The 14,703-nt window shown below is 45.8% G+C and carries 8 protein-coding genes; 3 read left to right on the top strand and 5 right to left on the bottom strand.

The features are described from left to right. Positions 1–8 precede the first annotated feature (8 nt). Complete coding sequence (locus MHN09_RS14395; protein WP_014977561.1) at positions 9–554, bottom strand: hypothetical protein; 546 nt, start codon at positions 552–554, stop codon at positions 9–11. A 237-nt stretch (positions 555–791) separates the two neighbouring features. After that, the gene (locus MHN09_RS14390; RefSeq protein ID WP_239241191.1) at positions 792–4,127 is read right to left on the bottom strand and encodes an amidohydrolase family protein; all 3,336 of its coding nucleotides are present in this window, start codon (positions 4,125–4,127) and stop codon (positions 792–794) included. Between the two features lie 170 nt (positions 4,128–4,297). Between MHN09_RS14390 and MHN09_RS14385 the strand changes: the two genes are divergently transcribed. From MHN09_RS14385 to MHN09_RS14375, 3 genes are all read left to right on the top strand, one after another. Then, a complete protein-coding gene (locus tag MHN09_RS14385) occupies positions 4,298–5,428 on the top strand; it encodes a PepSY-associated TM helix domain-containing protein (protein WP_171337415.1) in 1,131 nt (376 codons plus the stop codon). Between the two features lie 89 nt (positions 5,429–5,517). After that, positions 5,518–7,635 carry a TonB-dependent receptor gene (locus tag MHN09_RS14380; RefSeq protein WP_239241189.1) on the top strand — a complete coding sequence of 706 codons (2,118 nt, stop codon included), beginning with the start codon at positions 5,518–5,520 and terminating at the stop codon, positions 7,633–7,635. Positions 7,636–7,765: 130 nt separating this feature from the next. After that, complete coding sequence (locus MHN09_RS14375) at positions 7,766–9,982, top strand: molybdopterin oxidoreductase family protein (RefSeq protein ID WP_239241187.1); 2,217 nt, start codon at positions 7,766–7,768, stop codon at positions 9,980–9,982. Positions 9,983–10,058: 76 nt separating this feature from the next. Here the strand turns inward: MHN09_RS14375 and gorA are convergent, their stop codons facing one another. The 3 genes from gorA to MHN09_RS14360 all read right to left on the bottom strand — a co-directional run bounded on the left by gorA (position 10,059) and on the right by MHN09_RS14360 (position 14,698). Next, on the bottom strand, positions 10,059–11,408 hold the full coding sequence (gene gorA / locus MHN09_RS14370) for a glutathione-disulfide reductase (protein ID WP_239241186.1): 1,350 nt from the start codon (positions 11,406–11,408) through the stop codon (positions 10,059–10,061). Between the two features lie 244 nt (positions 11,409–11,652). Next, the gene (locus MHN09_RS14365) at positions 11,653–12,960 is read right to left on the bottom strand and encodes a response regulator (protein WP_014977555.1); all 1,308 of its coding nucleotides are present in this window, start codon (positions 12,958–12,960) and stop codon (positions 11,653–11,655) included. Positions 12,961–13,030: 70 nt separating this feature from the next. After that, complete coding sequence (locus tag MHN09_RS14360) at positions 13,031–14,698, bottom strand: ATP-binding protein (protein ID WP_239241185.1); 1,668 nt, start codon at positions 14,696–14,698, stop codon at positions 13,031–13,033. Positions 14,699–14,703: the final 5 nt, after the last annotated feature.

The following is a 14,703-nucleotide window of genomic DNA, read 5'->3' as shown; positions in this document are numbered from 1 at the left end:
CTGATTTTTTATTTACAACCGTATTGCTCTTTTAATGCTTGGAAATGCGCCTTTTCAGACTCAGTTGTTGCTCCTTGCAAGCCGGCAATTACGGCGTCACATACCGCTGAACTTCCACCTTTCGCTTGTCCTCCAACAGACTGTTTTGAAGGATCAGAACTTGAAGTGGTTGTTTGTGTATTCGTCGATGATTCTTGAGACGCAGTGCTGCTTTGTGAGCTAGACTGCCCAGCGCCTGCCCCCGAAGATGATGTGCTCGAGGTATTACCCGCACCAGCGCCTTGCCCTGTACCTTGACCCGCCGCGCTAGCTACGCTTTGTGCGCTCGATTGCGCCGCTGAGTTCATGCATTCTTCGCTTTGGTTTAGCGCGCCAAATAAGGAGTCGTCTAACGCTTGTATTTTCTCCGCTTCTGTCATCGTAGATAGATCTTGTTCGCCAAAATCGAGAACGGCGCAATCTTGATAATAGGTAGGGGCTTCGCTCGTTTGAGCGCCAGCTGAAGCAAAAATGAGTGCGTTAAGCAGTAATGCTAGTGGCAAATAATACTGCATGGCGAATAAGTCCTTTTAATCTGATTTGGGGTGGTTCATATATTACCCTCCATCCTTAAAGCAGTTATACCACTCTTTTACTTAAGACTAAACTCAGTTTTAAACATGCACAGGTAAGTTTTCATATTCAGAAAATAAAAAGCCGACGAAACAGGAAGCTTTCGTCGGCTTTAGCGTTGGGTTAATTAAGGCCTACTAGTTTATGTTATTTATTGCTACAGGCCTTTGGACGCAGAATTAATGCTCCCAATGATAGTGGTGCGCTTTCGCTTCCACATCATCTGCCGTTTGTTGCGGCATAAAGGTGGCATTGTCTTGTTCAAAGAAGAACGGTTTGCGTTTTTTCTTACTGCCCACTTCGTTCATGGTGGCCGACTCGTATACGCGTCCATTTAGTACAGTGTATTCTACGAATTCACTCTTTCTAATGTCGCTTAATACGTCGCCATCAATCACCACTAGGTCAGCAAGTTTACCTTTTTCGATACTGCCAAGATCTTTGCCCATACCTAGGTGTTTCGCGCCATCAATAGTACCGCCGCGTAGCGCTTCCCAAGGCGTAAAGCCGCCTTGTTCCATGATCCACAGCTCCCAGTGAGCAGCTAAGCCTTCACGCTGTCCGTGAGCACCAATATGTACACTGACCCCATTATCTCGGAGCTCTTTGGCGTAGCTTGCTACGTTTTGGTGGTTGTACTGATTTTCTGGCGCAGTAGGTCTTCGGATCGCACGGCTGTCTAGAATCGTCGACGGGGTATAGCGAAGAAGACGCGGGTTCTTCCACACTTCAGTTTTGTCGTACCAGTACTCTTCACCCATCATGCCGCCGTACGATACAACAAAGGTTGGCGTATAGCCGAACTCCGTGGCTTTCCATAGTTGAGTGACGTCGCTGTAGCCTTTTTCCACAGGAATGCTGTGCTCAAGACCCGTATGGCCATCTACCAACATAGTCAGATTCTGCTGAAGCTTACCGCCTCCTTCAGGCACTACCATCATCTCTTGATTTTTTGCTGCCCACAGCACTTGCTGACGCTGGTCACGACGCGGCTGATTGTAGCTTTTCACTGAAATAGCACCGGCTTCTTTCAAGCGCTCTACGTGGAAATAGGCATCTTCATAATTGTTGATAATCGCTTTGTAACCTAGTCCTTCTGCACCGTATAAAATCGTGCCGGTGGAGTAGATACGTGGCGCAACAATATCGCCTTTACGCTGTAATTCTGCCGCAGCAAAAATTTCTGTCGTGTCGTTTGAAGGATCATGAATGGTTGTTACGCCGAACGACACATTCGAGTACTGACTCCAGTTTTGCTGAGGAATAATCTCATTGCGGCCCTGCGAGCCGTGAGCGTGCGCATCAACAAGCCCTGGGATAATGGTTTTACCCGTTGTGTCTATTTTCATTGCATCATCAGGAATGGTCACATCGCCACGTTTACCCACTGCTTCAATGCGGTTGTCTTTAATCAGCACAACGCCATCTTCAATCACCTCTTGGGTGTTGTCGGCATCGCGCATGGTTACCACTTTACCGCCAACCAAAGCTTTGTAACCAGATGGCTTGTCAGCTTTAGTGGTAAACGACAAATCCATACCTTCAGCTACCGGCTCAGGCAGCGTTTCCGCTGCGCCATCAACAAAGGCAAAGGCTTCATCGAGTGAACGGCTAAATAGCGTAGGGCCGTTAAACCAGCTAAGGGTTCTATTGTCAGGCGACCACGTTAAGTATTCACCTGCACGGCTTGAGAGCTGCGTTACCGGCAGTGAGGTCATGTTCGGGCCTATGGTGATGCGCTTGCCATTTTCGACAAACGGCGCCACGTACGTTTTGAATTGGTAAACAAACGCAACCCATTTCTTATCGTGTGAAAGTTTGTACTCACTTACTTTATCTGCACCGTAAAGGTGAGTTCGCTTGTCGTTACCCTTAAGGTTAACGCTTGAAAGCTGGGTTTCGTAGTAAGCTTCGCCGCCCGCTGATTCGGTGAAATACACTCGGTCGTCGTTACCCGCGAAATGCGCGTTGTAGCCGCCCTCAGAGACTTTTTCTACGGTGTCTTCTTCAAGATCTGCTACGTAAATTCCTGGCTCAACCGAGTATTTGGGGTCTAATAAGTAGCCGCCCGTAAACTTGCGGAAGACGACTTTCTCGCCATCGGCAGAGAACGACGGCTCAATGTAGTGACCTGGCTGCTGGGTAATAACCTTTCCTTTCCCGCCACGAGCAGAAACCACGCGAACGGTGCCTAGGTCTTGGTCATTCCATGTCGTATAAACAATCGACTTTCCGTCGTTAGAGAAGCGCGGATAGTATTCGTCATGGTCGTTTTGTTTCGTTAAACGCTTAATTTTGCCAGATTTAACGTCGCGCACATAAAGTTTACCTAACGCTTGGAAGAGTACGGATTTACCGTTGGGCGACATTTGAGACCAGCGGATCATGCGAACGTCAAATTCATCAGGTGCGACATCTACGTCAAAACGTAACGCATCGGCAAATTTCACCGTGCCTTCAACGGTCACGTCCATGGTGCTGGTGGTTTTACCTTTCACGTTGATAGTGTGGAACTTACCGCCTGTCCAATATACGATTTCGCTGCTGTCTGGCATCCAGTCGAAGTAGGCAAAGTAACCTTCCGAACCAAAGCCTTCCTGCATATCTCGCTCTAGTTCTAACGTCAGTGGTGTTTCTACACCTGTCTTGATGTCTTTAATGAAAAGCGCGGTTCTATCTTTAACGCGACGCACAAAAGCGATGTATTTACCGTCAGGTGAAGGCGTAGGAACCACAGCGCCGCCCGTACCGCTAATATAGCGGCTCTCTTCGCCGGTTTCGCGGTCGTAGCGAGTGATAGCAAAAATGCCTTCTAACGGGTCGCGGTTATATTCAAAGCGGGCGCCCGGAACCGTATTTTCGGTAAAGTAAATATACTTGCCGTCATGAGAGAATACAGGGTCAGCAATGTTTTGTTGGTCGCGCTTTCCGCTGTTACGAGCTTTAATTTGTAGGCCGTCACCACCTGATTTGTGGTACATCCAAATCTCGCCCGCAGGAATACTACGGCTAGACATGATGCCTTTGGTTACCACTAGGTATTCGCCGTCTGGGCTCCATTTAGGAGAGTGGATAAGATTGCTTTTCTCTTTGGTTACCTGACGAAGATTACTACCGTCAATGTCCATAACCCATACGTTACTTAACCCATCTTTATCCGAGATAAATGCGATCTGTTTACCGTCTGGAGAAATTGAAGGGTGAATATTCCATGCGAAGTCTTGGGTCAGCGGGGTCGCATCGCCACCACTCATGCTCACTTTGTACAAGTCACCCAGCATGTCAAAAACCATAAACTCGCCGTTTGGTGCAACGTCTAAGCTAGACCACGTGGTTTCGTTTGTTTTGATAGTGACTTCGTTTAATGCATAAGGTGGGTTGCTGACTTCCCACGTTTCAAGCTCGGATTCTGTTTTTTCTTCACTGTCGTTTTGGGCGTATAAAGTAGGTGCGACGCCCAAGCCCAGGGCGCTTACTAGCGTGATGGCCAGTAAACTTTTCTTTGTCGTTATCATAATTGTGTTTCCAACCGCTTGTTATTTATTTTCTGTCTACATCAGAGTACATGACTTAACATGAAGATACGTACTCTTGAATTGTAAAACTAAGGTTAATCTTACTGCAAAGTAGGATAGATTCATTTAGCTTATGCGATTGTAAGCACGATTTTAGCGTTTAACTTTCATTGACCAATTTTCGAGAATCGTTACTATTCGCGTTTATTTCGCAATTTGTGAGCGCTGTTTTGAAACTTTGGGTACGACGACTGCACCTTCTATTAGCGCTGGTATGTGGGTTATTTATTATTTGCCTTAGCATCACCGGTGCATTGCTAATTTATGCAAAAGATATCCAAACCTTTGTCCAACCAGAGAAGTGGACCATAGAATCTCACGAATCGCCCTTACCCCTTTCTTACATAGTGAATGCGCTGGAAGACGAGACGGGTCAGAAAGTCGAGCTTTTAATGCCCGAGTCAGACCCTGAACTCGCTTGGCAAGGGAAGCTCAACAATGGCGAATACGTAAGTGTAAACCCCAACTCTACCGAAATACTTCATAGATACGATTATTACAGCACGTTTTATGGGTTCACCATGGCTATCCATCGATGGCTGTTGTATCAAGATGGTGACAACGAAAGGCCACTTAGAAATTGGGTGTCTGTTAGTGCCTTAGTTCTACTTCTTGAAGTAATTGTGGGTTTTTACCTTTGGGTAAAGCCAAAAAATAGAATAAAACGCCTTGCGATTAAACGCCGCGCCAAGTTTCGAATTCTCATGTATCAACTTCATACAGTGCTGGGCGTTTATTTGGCTATACCACTAATACTCATCGCTTTTAGTGGCATGGCGTTTAATTGGAAAAGCGCTACGCAGCAGGTGGTGGAAACCGTTACTTTTTCAAAAGTTGAGAAAAGGCCAGTACCTGAACCGTTATCCCACGATGCTAGTAGTGCTTCAGTGGCTATCGATACATCTTATCAAAACGCCATAGCGGTGTTTCCCAATGCGTCACTATTTCGCATTTACTTCCCAAAAAATTCAGGCGAACACATAGGTTTCAGAATGCAAAACCCCGGCGAGTCTCACGCCTACAGCTGGGTTTGGACAAACCCTCAAAATGGAGAAATAACGGGTTATTACGATGCATCAAAAGCGAATGTAGCGACGCAGGTTTGGAACTTCAAATACAAGTTTCACATTGGTGATTTCGCGGGCCCATTGCTTGAATTTATCTGGTTATTAATCGCATTACTCCCTGCGTTTTTTACGATAACAGGGTTTTACTTTTGGTATAAACGCCACTTTAGATAATGAGAATAATTTTCATTATCTTTACATTGTTCTTCTACACCTTTAGTATAACGCGCCTTTCGTAACCTTATTTTCTTAAAAGAGTTTTCATGTTTAGACCATCGCTTACGCTCATTGCCTTAGCCGTTAGTGCGCCTTCTTTTGCTAATGATGCCCAAAAGGATATGGAACGTATTATCGTTTCTGGAAGTCGTGTTATTGAAAGTATTGATGAAGTACCAGCGTCAATCACCGTTATTTCAAGAAAGCAGATTGAAGATCACCTAAAGGTAAATCCCGAGTTACAGAGCTTGTTAGCGCAGATGGTGCCGGGCTTAGCTCCAGATACAGGTAGTTCGAGCAATACTGGCCAGTCTTTGCGCGGACGAGCTCCGCTTGTGATGATTGACGGTGTGCCTCAGTCCACGCCGCTTAGAAATGGCTCGTTAGGTGTGAAAACGATTGACCCTAGCGCGCTTGCTAGAATTGAGGTAATTAAGGGCGCTACGTCTGTTTATGGCAATGGAGCGTCAGGCGGTATTATCAACTACATTACCAAACAAGCAACAGCGCAAGACACGCATGAGGGCCAAGTAAGTTTGTCTTCACGTTTCAGCGCAGTGAAGCTTGAAGAGTCAGCCGGTGCGCGTATTTCAGCTGCGATTAACGGCAAGGTGGAGAATTTCGATTACCTTGTTACCGCCAGTTACGAGGAAAACGGCGTTCAGCGCGATGCTGAAGGCGACATCTTAGGTTTGCAGTACGGCCTGTCAGACGCTGAAACACAGAACTACTTTACCAAATTTGGTTACGATTTCGATCAAGAGAAACGCCTTCAATTTAGCTACAACTACTTTAGCTCTCAACAAAAAACTGATTTGGGAGATGTTCCCGGAGACATCAACGAAGGCGTGAAAACCTACGCTATCCACGTACCTGAAGCTCTGCAAAAACGCGGTAAACCTCAGGGGCCTGACGGAAATGAGAACATCACCTTGAAATACACAGACAGCAATATCTTTGCAAACAGTGAAATGACGCTTGATGTGTACTCGCAAGATATTGAGAACGTATTCTTCTTTTCGCCTAACTTAGCTAACCCCGATGAGGGCTACGACGGCGGCCAGTCTATTATTCGCTCTGAAAAGCGCGGCGCTCGCGCGACGTTTAATACTGCCATTGATTTCGATGGCGTAGAAGCCACGTTTATCTATGGTATCGACGCGCTAAAAGACACTACCTCACAACCGCTGGTTGATGGGCGCGTGTGGGTTCCTGAAATGGAAATGGACAGCTTAGCTGGCTTTTTACAAACAAAATGGGTAATTCACGACGACGTTATTGTAAAGGCAGGTGTGAGAAGGGAGAGTATCGATTTATCGGTTGATGACTACGAAACACTGAAGCTGTGTCGCTCTGCAACTCAATGCTCTGTTCCTCTTCAAGTTAAGGGGGACACTATAGATTATGACGCAACCACTTATAACATTGCAATTAAGTATAACTGGAGCGACAGCTTTAGCCCGTTTTTCAATTACTCGCAAGGTTCAGATATCGCTGACATTGGCCGCCTATTGCGCGCTGCAACGGTAGATGATATTGGTCTTATTCAAACGGAAGCTTCTATCATCGATAACTACGAAGTGGGTTTCACTTCTCTTTTCGACCAGGTACGCCTTGAAGTTGCGGCTTACAGAAGTACATCTGAACTTGGTACGACCAATAGTTTCAACGAAGTGACAGGTGTGTATGAGCCTGTACGCGCACCACAGGAAATTTGGGGTTATGAAGGCTTAGTAGACTATCGAATCTCTGAAACGCTCAATGTGATAGCCACATATAGTTACGTTGAAGGGAAAAATACCGAAGCTGATGTGTACCTTGGCTCTCGCCAAATTAGTCCACCCAAAGCAACGGCAAACGTAAACTGGAAGCCATCAGACACTTTATCGTTAACAGTTAGCTATCTGTATGTGGGTGATCGTAAACGCTTCTCGCCAAATGCTGACGGCGACTATGTGGGCGATCAAGGACCTATATCGAGCTATAATATTGTTAACCTAAGTGGACAGTACCAGTTCGCTGAAAACTGGAACGCGTTTATGGGTGTCGAAAACCTGTTTAACAGCGACTACTATCCTGCGCGCGCTCAGTCATACACCTACGGTGGCTACAATATTAAAGGATTAGGCACCACAGCAACCCTTGGTGTGACTTACTCTTTCTAACCAATAGCACCTCGTCTAATTGTGGCGAGGTGCCTTCTCTTTATCATCACTTTCAGTGATGCTTGTCTATTACAGCAATAATCGATAATTTCGTAACAACTCATTAACAATGAATTGTGTAGGAATTACCGTGAGCAACGCTGAACAACAATTGCATTATTCTACTTGTACGCTTTGTGAAGCAATGTGTGGTATTGAGGTAGCGACGAAAGGCCGTCAAATACTGTCAATAAAAGGGGATAAAGAAAACCCATTTAGCCAAGGTCATATCTGCCCGAAAGCGAGTGCGTTAAAAGACTTGTACGACGATCCTGACCGCTTGAAGCGCCCGGTAAAAAGGGTACGAATTGACGGCGAAGACAGCGCCTGGGAAGAGATAGGGTGGGATGAAGCTTTTGATTTGGTCGCAAACAATTTACACCACATCCAGCAGGCACACGGCAATAATGCGGTAGGTGTGTATTTAGGAAATCCCAATGCGCACAATATGGGCTCAATATTATTCGGACCGTATTTCTATCGTGCCCTCAAGTCGCACAACCGCTATTCCGCTACCTCCGTTGACCAGTTGCCCCATCATATTGTTAGTCGACGACTGTTTGGTCATATCTCCCAAATTCCCATTCCTGACATTGATCACACGCAGCACTTTATGATCATCGGCGGGAATCCGCTGGCCTCTAATGGCAGCATTATGACCGTGCCAAACGTGAAAAAGCGTTTAAAGGGCATTCAAAAACGTGGAGGGAAGGTCGTCGTTATCGACCCTAAACGCAGCGAAACTGCCGATATCAGCTGTGAACATCACTTTATTCGTCCAGGCAGTGACGCGCTGTTACTGCTAGCTATGCTGCATGTATTGTTTGAAAAGCAGTTATACAAGGCGGATGAAATTTTACCTTATGCCGAGGATATAAAAGCGGTCGAAAAATACGTTCGCGATTATTCACCACAAAAGGTGAGCGAGCTTACCGGTATTACAGCTTCACAAATCACTCAGCTTGTTTTGGACTTCTGCAATGCTGAGTCTGCAGTTTGTTATGGAAGGATGGGGGCTAGCGTACAAGCGTTTGGTACGCTCACTCAGTATCTCATCATGCTGTTTAATATGCTCACCGGAAACCTAGATAAGCGGGGTGGCATGATGTTTACTCAGCCAGCCGCTGACGTATTACCTGTATCAGGCAAGGGCAGCATGGGCGGATTTACCTCTCGCGTAAGAGGGCTTCCGGCGTTTGCTGGTGAGTATCCGGTGGCGTGTTTAGCCGAGGAAATCTTAACCCCGGGAGAAGGACAAATTAAGGCCATGGTAATTGGTGCAGGTAATCCCGTGGTCACTACACCAAATGCAGAACAGCTTGATAAAGCATTTCCTCAACTCGATTTTATGGTTGCGGTGGATTTTTACGTTACCGAAACCTCCCGACATGCAGATGTGATCCTTCCTCCGGTAACCGCGCTAGAACGCGACCACTACGACATTGTTTTTCACAACTTTGCCGTGCGAAATTTCGCTAAGTATTCGGAAGCGGTGGTGGACATTGACGAATACCAGCTTAGCGACTGGCAAATATACCTTTCGTTAGCAGAAAGGCTCGATGCGCTAAACGGAAAAAACACCGCACACTATGCTGCGCTTTGGGACAAGCAGCCTAAAGGTGTGGTCGATGATTTGTTGCAAGCAGGTCTTTATGGTCGAGCAGCAAGTAAAAAAGAGGGCGCTGATGCTAACTTAAGCGAAACTTCAACCGCTATCCCGGAAGGCGGGTTGTCGATTGATACGCTTAAAGCACACCCACACGGTATCGACTTGGGGCCGCTACAGCCGTCTTTGCCTCATGCCTTGTTCCATGAAGATAAGAAGATTCACTTAGATTTTGATTACTTCATGGCTGATTTAGACAGGGTTAACACGCATTTTTTTGGAAAAGCGAACCATGGTACGCCGCAAAATCAGCCCGTTGTTTTGATAGGGCGCCGGCATATTAAAACTAATAATTCGTGGCTGCATAACAGCCCTCGTATGGTGAAAGGTAATAACCGCTGTACGCTGCAGCTTCACCCTGATGACGGGGCTAAATATGGCATTACAGATGGCGATGAGGTAAGTGTGAAATCGCGGGTTGGCCGGCTAACCATAGAGGCTGAAATCACAGATGCAATTATGCCTGGCGTGGTATCTATTCCCCATGGATGGGGGCACAACAAAAAAGGCATAAAGTTGTCTGTGGCAAGTCAGCACCCTGGGGTAAACACCAATATTCTTACTGACGATTTACAGGTAGACGAATTATCGGGAAATGCGGTGCTAAATGGCGTGCCCGTGGAGCTAGAAAAAGTAAGTTAAACACATAAAAAAGCCGGCATTAAATAAAAAGCTAATGCCGGCTTTTGTGAGAAAGTGCTCAATTGAGCGCGTCTCTCTAGGTCATAGTAACAAATTCTTCTGCACTGGTTGGGTGAATAGCTACACACGCATCAAAGTCAGCTTTGGTCGCACCCATTTTTATGGCAACGGCGAAGCCTTGCAGAATTTCATCCATGCCGTGCCCAATACCGTGAAGGCCTACCACTTTTTCGTCTTTACCCGCGCATACCAACTTCATCTTGGTCATTTGACGGTGGCGGGTTACCGCGGTGTACATAGACGCAAAACTAGAGGTGTACACTTTAACGTTGTCTTCACCGTATTCTTCAATAGCTTCTGGCTCGGTTAAGCCAATAGTGCCAATGGGTGGATGACTAAAGACCACGGTTGGAATCATTGAATAATCCATGTGAGCGTCTTTTTTGCCGTTGAATAAGCGTTCGCTTAGCAAGCGACCCGCTTTAACTGCCACCGGAGTAAGCTCTGCTTCACCGGTAATATCACCAACCGCGTAGATATTCTTCGCCGTGGTGTTTTGATATTTGTCTACCTTAACCGTGCCGTTGTCGTTCAGTTCAACGTCGGTATTTTCAATATCAATTTTGTCGGTAGAGGGTTTACGGCCAATCGCCCAAATCAAGCAGTCAGCTTTTAACACTTCGCCATTGGTTAAGTGTACTGATAGCTCGCCATCTTCAGCTTTTTCCACTTTCTCTACGCTAGCATGGTCGTGCAATTTGCAACCTTCAGCGTGGATCATATCCACTAAGGTTTCGTGAATAATAGGGTCGAAATTTCTAAGCGGAGCGTGTTTGCGAACTACCAGATGCGATTCTGTGCCAAGAGCGTGTAGTACGCCGGCTAATTCCACTCCAATGTAGCCTGCGCCAACCACGACAGCGCGCTTCGGCTGCTCTTTTAAGGCAAAGAAACCATCAGAATCAATACCGTACTCAGCACCTTCAATATCTGGGATGATTGGGCGGCCGCCTACAGCAATCGTAATATGATCAGCCGTGTACTTTTCGCCGTTGACTTCTACTGTGTTGTTATCGATAAACTTCGCGAAACCGCGAATTAAGGTAACGTCATTTGCGGTAAGAGCGCGGTCGTAAGAAGCATGAATACGCTCAATATAAGCCTGGCGGCTGGCAATTAGGCTGTCCCAGCTAAAGTGATTTACCGACAAATCGAACCCGTATTCAGGTGCATAGCGATGTATCGCTTCAGCCACCTGTGCTCCGTACCACATGGCTTTTTTAGGCACGCAGCCAACGTTCACGCAAGTACCGCCAATATCTTTCGCTTCAATGATGGCGGCCTTCTTTCCATGTTTAGCTGCACGGTTTGCAGATGCGATACCACCGCTGCCACCGCCAATACATATATAATCAAAATGTGTCATTCAAAAAGCCTTCTTTGTCGGTTAGGCGAACGTAAACGATAAGCATAAATGCCTTCGGAAGGTTCGCACAGCAAATCATTCTCTATCGGTCTTGTCATAAAGAGTAATCAAAAGACCGAGATTTGCTTTAGGGAATTTCATTTAGTTTATCAATGGGGACAGTGCAGCCTAATTAAAAGGCTAAGACAAAGCGAAGCATATTCATGCATCGCTCATCCTGCTTTCAGCACGTAATCTTTAAAGCTTATTCACTTATAGTAGCAGAAAGCTCTTCTGGTTCTATTTGAATACTAAACGCTTTTCCACGTTCTTCTTCAAAGTGTACGAGTTTTTGAATGGTGGCATCACTAAACACATGTCCCTCGGGAAGGATAAGGATGTGACTATCGTTATACAAATTTTGGGCTAGTACCATGCCTGCTTTGAGCTGCGAGGCTTTCAATGATGTAGAAAGCAGTTTAGATGTCGTTACATCTTCTGCTTCGAGCAACAGGTCCAAAAATTCACCGTCATAGCGGGTGTTTCTGTGCTTTTTCATTTCTAGTTTGGCATCGCGAGGGCTCATTTCGATGCCGCTCATTCTGCCAGTTACTAAGCGCCAGTAATCTCGGGCTATGGCCAAGATACGCGCGCCAGCAGGTATTTCTTTTGCAACTTTGTTATACAAGCCTGAGCCATTATAGTGCTCGAACTGAAATTCAATAATGTCAGAAACTTGATGTAGTTCGTGAGCCGGAGCAAGTATTAACGCAGCCTGCTTGGTTTGCGATAGATAGTTTTGCTGCTGTTGATATTTAAGCTTTGAAAATGGCGCCTTAAAATCTTCGCTTTCAAGCCCTAGTAACCCAAGCTCGCAGATAAGGCCAGCATAACGCACCTGTTTGATTTCTTCTTTCTCTAACCGAGCAATACGCGCCAGCTTTGATGCCAACTCGCTAACCTCAATGGCAAACTTACCATTAATGTCAGGGTTAATGCTTATCACGTTGAACAGCACCTGCTCCATTGCAAGGTTGTGTTTTTCGATTTTATTTAGCGCCGCTTTTATTTGGCGCGTGCGCTTTTGAACCACTTGTTCTAGTGAGGCATTTACGTCGCGTAGCTTTTTATTTTGCAGTCGTGTTAGTTTTTGTAGACGAAGGTTTTCCGCCTTTAACTTAACTCGCTCTAAGCCTTCTTCTACAACAGCGATAAGCTCTTGGTTGTCCCATGGCTTTTGCAGGTAACGGTGTATCTTGCCTTGGTTTACAGCTTTAATTGTTGACTCAATGTCGGCATAGCCAGTGAGCACAACTCTAAAAGTCTCGGGATAATTGATAGCGACCTGTTCGAGTAATTCCGCACCTGACATCTGCGGCATTTTCATGTCAGAAATAACTACATGAACATCGTGTTTACTCATTAGATCTAACGCTTTGGCACCACTATCAGCAAGCAGTAAGGTGATGTCCATAGTGAACAGCGCACGCTTAATAGCGCGAAGGATATTCGGCTCGTCGTCGACAAATAGAACCGTGTAGGTCGTGGCTTGTTCTGTAGTAGGCTCTGTCATAAATTATTATCCTTATAAGCGACGTTACAACTATTACACGCAATGCTGCTTGATAACACTATTAGTTGCTTCATCCTTCGCTCTCTAATGTTTTGTCTGAGTGTGAAACAAGGGGGAGCGCTAACGTAAATATGCTTCCTTCTCCCTCTTTGCTGGTGGCTGAGAGCGTGCCGCCATGCTCTTGAGCAATGCCAAACGAAATTGAAAGACCTAAGCCAGTGCCTTGCCCTTCAGGTTTAGTTGTAAAAAATGGATTGAAGAGTTTGTCTAAATGACTTGATGGAATACCGCAGCCAGTGTCTTCTACACGAAGCTCGACAAACTTGCCCGCAGTACAGGTGGTAATAGTTACCTTACCGTTCTTACCCGTGCTCTCTATCGCCTGCCCCGCGTTAATGAGTAAGTTGGTAACAACTTGAGAAACCTTGCCTACATTCATGGCAACGTCAGGGACTTTGCCCAAATGCGTTTCAACAGTACAAATATACTTTAATTGGTTGTTCACCATGGCAAGGGTAGTGCGTACACAATCATTAATGTTGTGCTGCTGCATGTGGTCACTGTCTACACGAGAGAATAGCTTTAACCCTTTTACAATTTCAGCAACCCGACTTAAACCGTCTCTCGAATCGCTGAGAAGGTCGGTGATATCTTCATTGATAAACGCCATATCTTGATTAGCTAACATTTTTTCTAGTTCTGATAAGGCAGAAGCACGCTTACCCTCGTCTTGCTCATTAAGCACCGCGTTAATTTGTGAGAATATCATTTGGTAGGTAGCAACGTACTCGCTTAAGGTGGATATGTTGCTGCTGACAAAACCGACAGGATTGTTAATTTCATGGGCGACCCCCGCTGCTAGCTGGCCAACTGACGCCATTTTCTCAGCTTGAAGTAGTTGTACCTGGGTCTCTTTTAGATCTTTATTGGCCTCTTGGAGTTGATAGTTTTTCTGATGCAGCAATGCGGTTCTATCCTGAACCTTTTCTTCAAGTAGCGTGTTAAGCTCTTTAAGCTCATCTTGCGCGTATTGACGCTGCGCATGTTCTTCCTTTAAACGCTCAACCAGTTGATTAAATGCCTCTGCCAGTTCGCTTAACTCATCAGTGCCGCGCACGGGAACAAAAACATCTTGATAGCTGTTGTTTTTCACTGCATCACCTAAACGTTTAGCGCCTTCGTGTAATTGATGAAGTTGCGACATCAGGTAAGAACCGAGTAAGTAAGAGCACAATCCGACCAAAATAAATTCTAGAAAAGCCAGTGTAACTGTCCAGTTTCTCACCCTTGACACAGATTCAGTTACTGAAGCAATGTTAAATCCAATCTCTACATAGCCGTACAAAGTCCTGTTTACCATGATGGGGGCTCGGGTGTCGTAAATACCATCATCAGCGTCTGAAACACTTGTGTCGGCAGTAAAAGGCCGGTTTAGTGCGTTGGTGTTACCCTTTTCTACGAAAACTCTGCCTAATTTGTCTTTAACTTTGACGTAAGCAATATTGGGGTTGGTAAGGATTTCTGAAACGTCGGCATCTAGAGCTGCAAGGTCGTAGCTTAAAAAGGCATTTTTTGTCGTCGAAACAAAAAGGGCAACCGTGGTGTCGGCTGACTTTTTTATGTTACTGTCGACAAGGTCATTAAGTAGCTGAAACACCGTCACAATGAGCACTAGCAGCAAAAGCGCTGCTATTGATGCGATGCCTGTTATTGTTTTTATACGCAACGACAGTTTCATACGAG

Origin of the sequence: Alteromonas sp. MmMcT2-5 (assembly GCF_022348315.1) — a bacterium.
GTDB lineage: Bacteria > Pseudomonadota > Gammaproteobacteria > Enterobacterales > Alteromonadaceae > Alteromonas > Alteromonas macleodii.
Note: the sequence above shows the minus strand (reverse complement) of the source record. Positions and strands in the feature narration are given on the sequence as shown.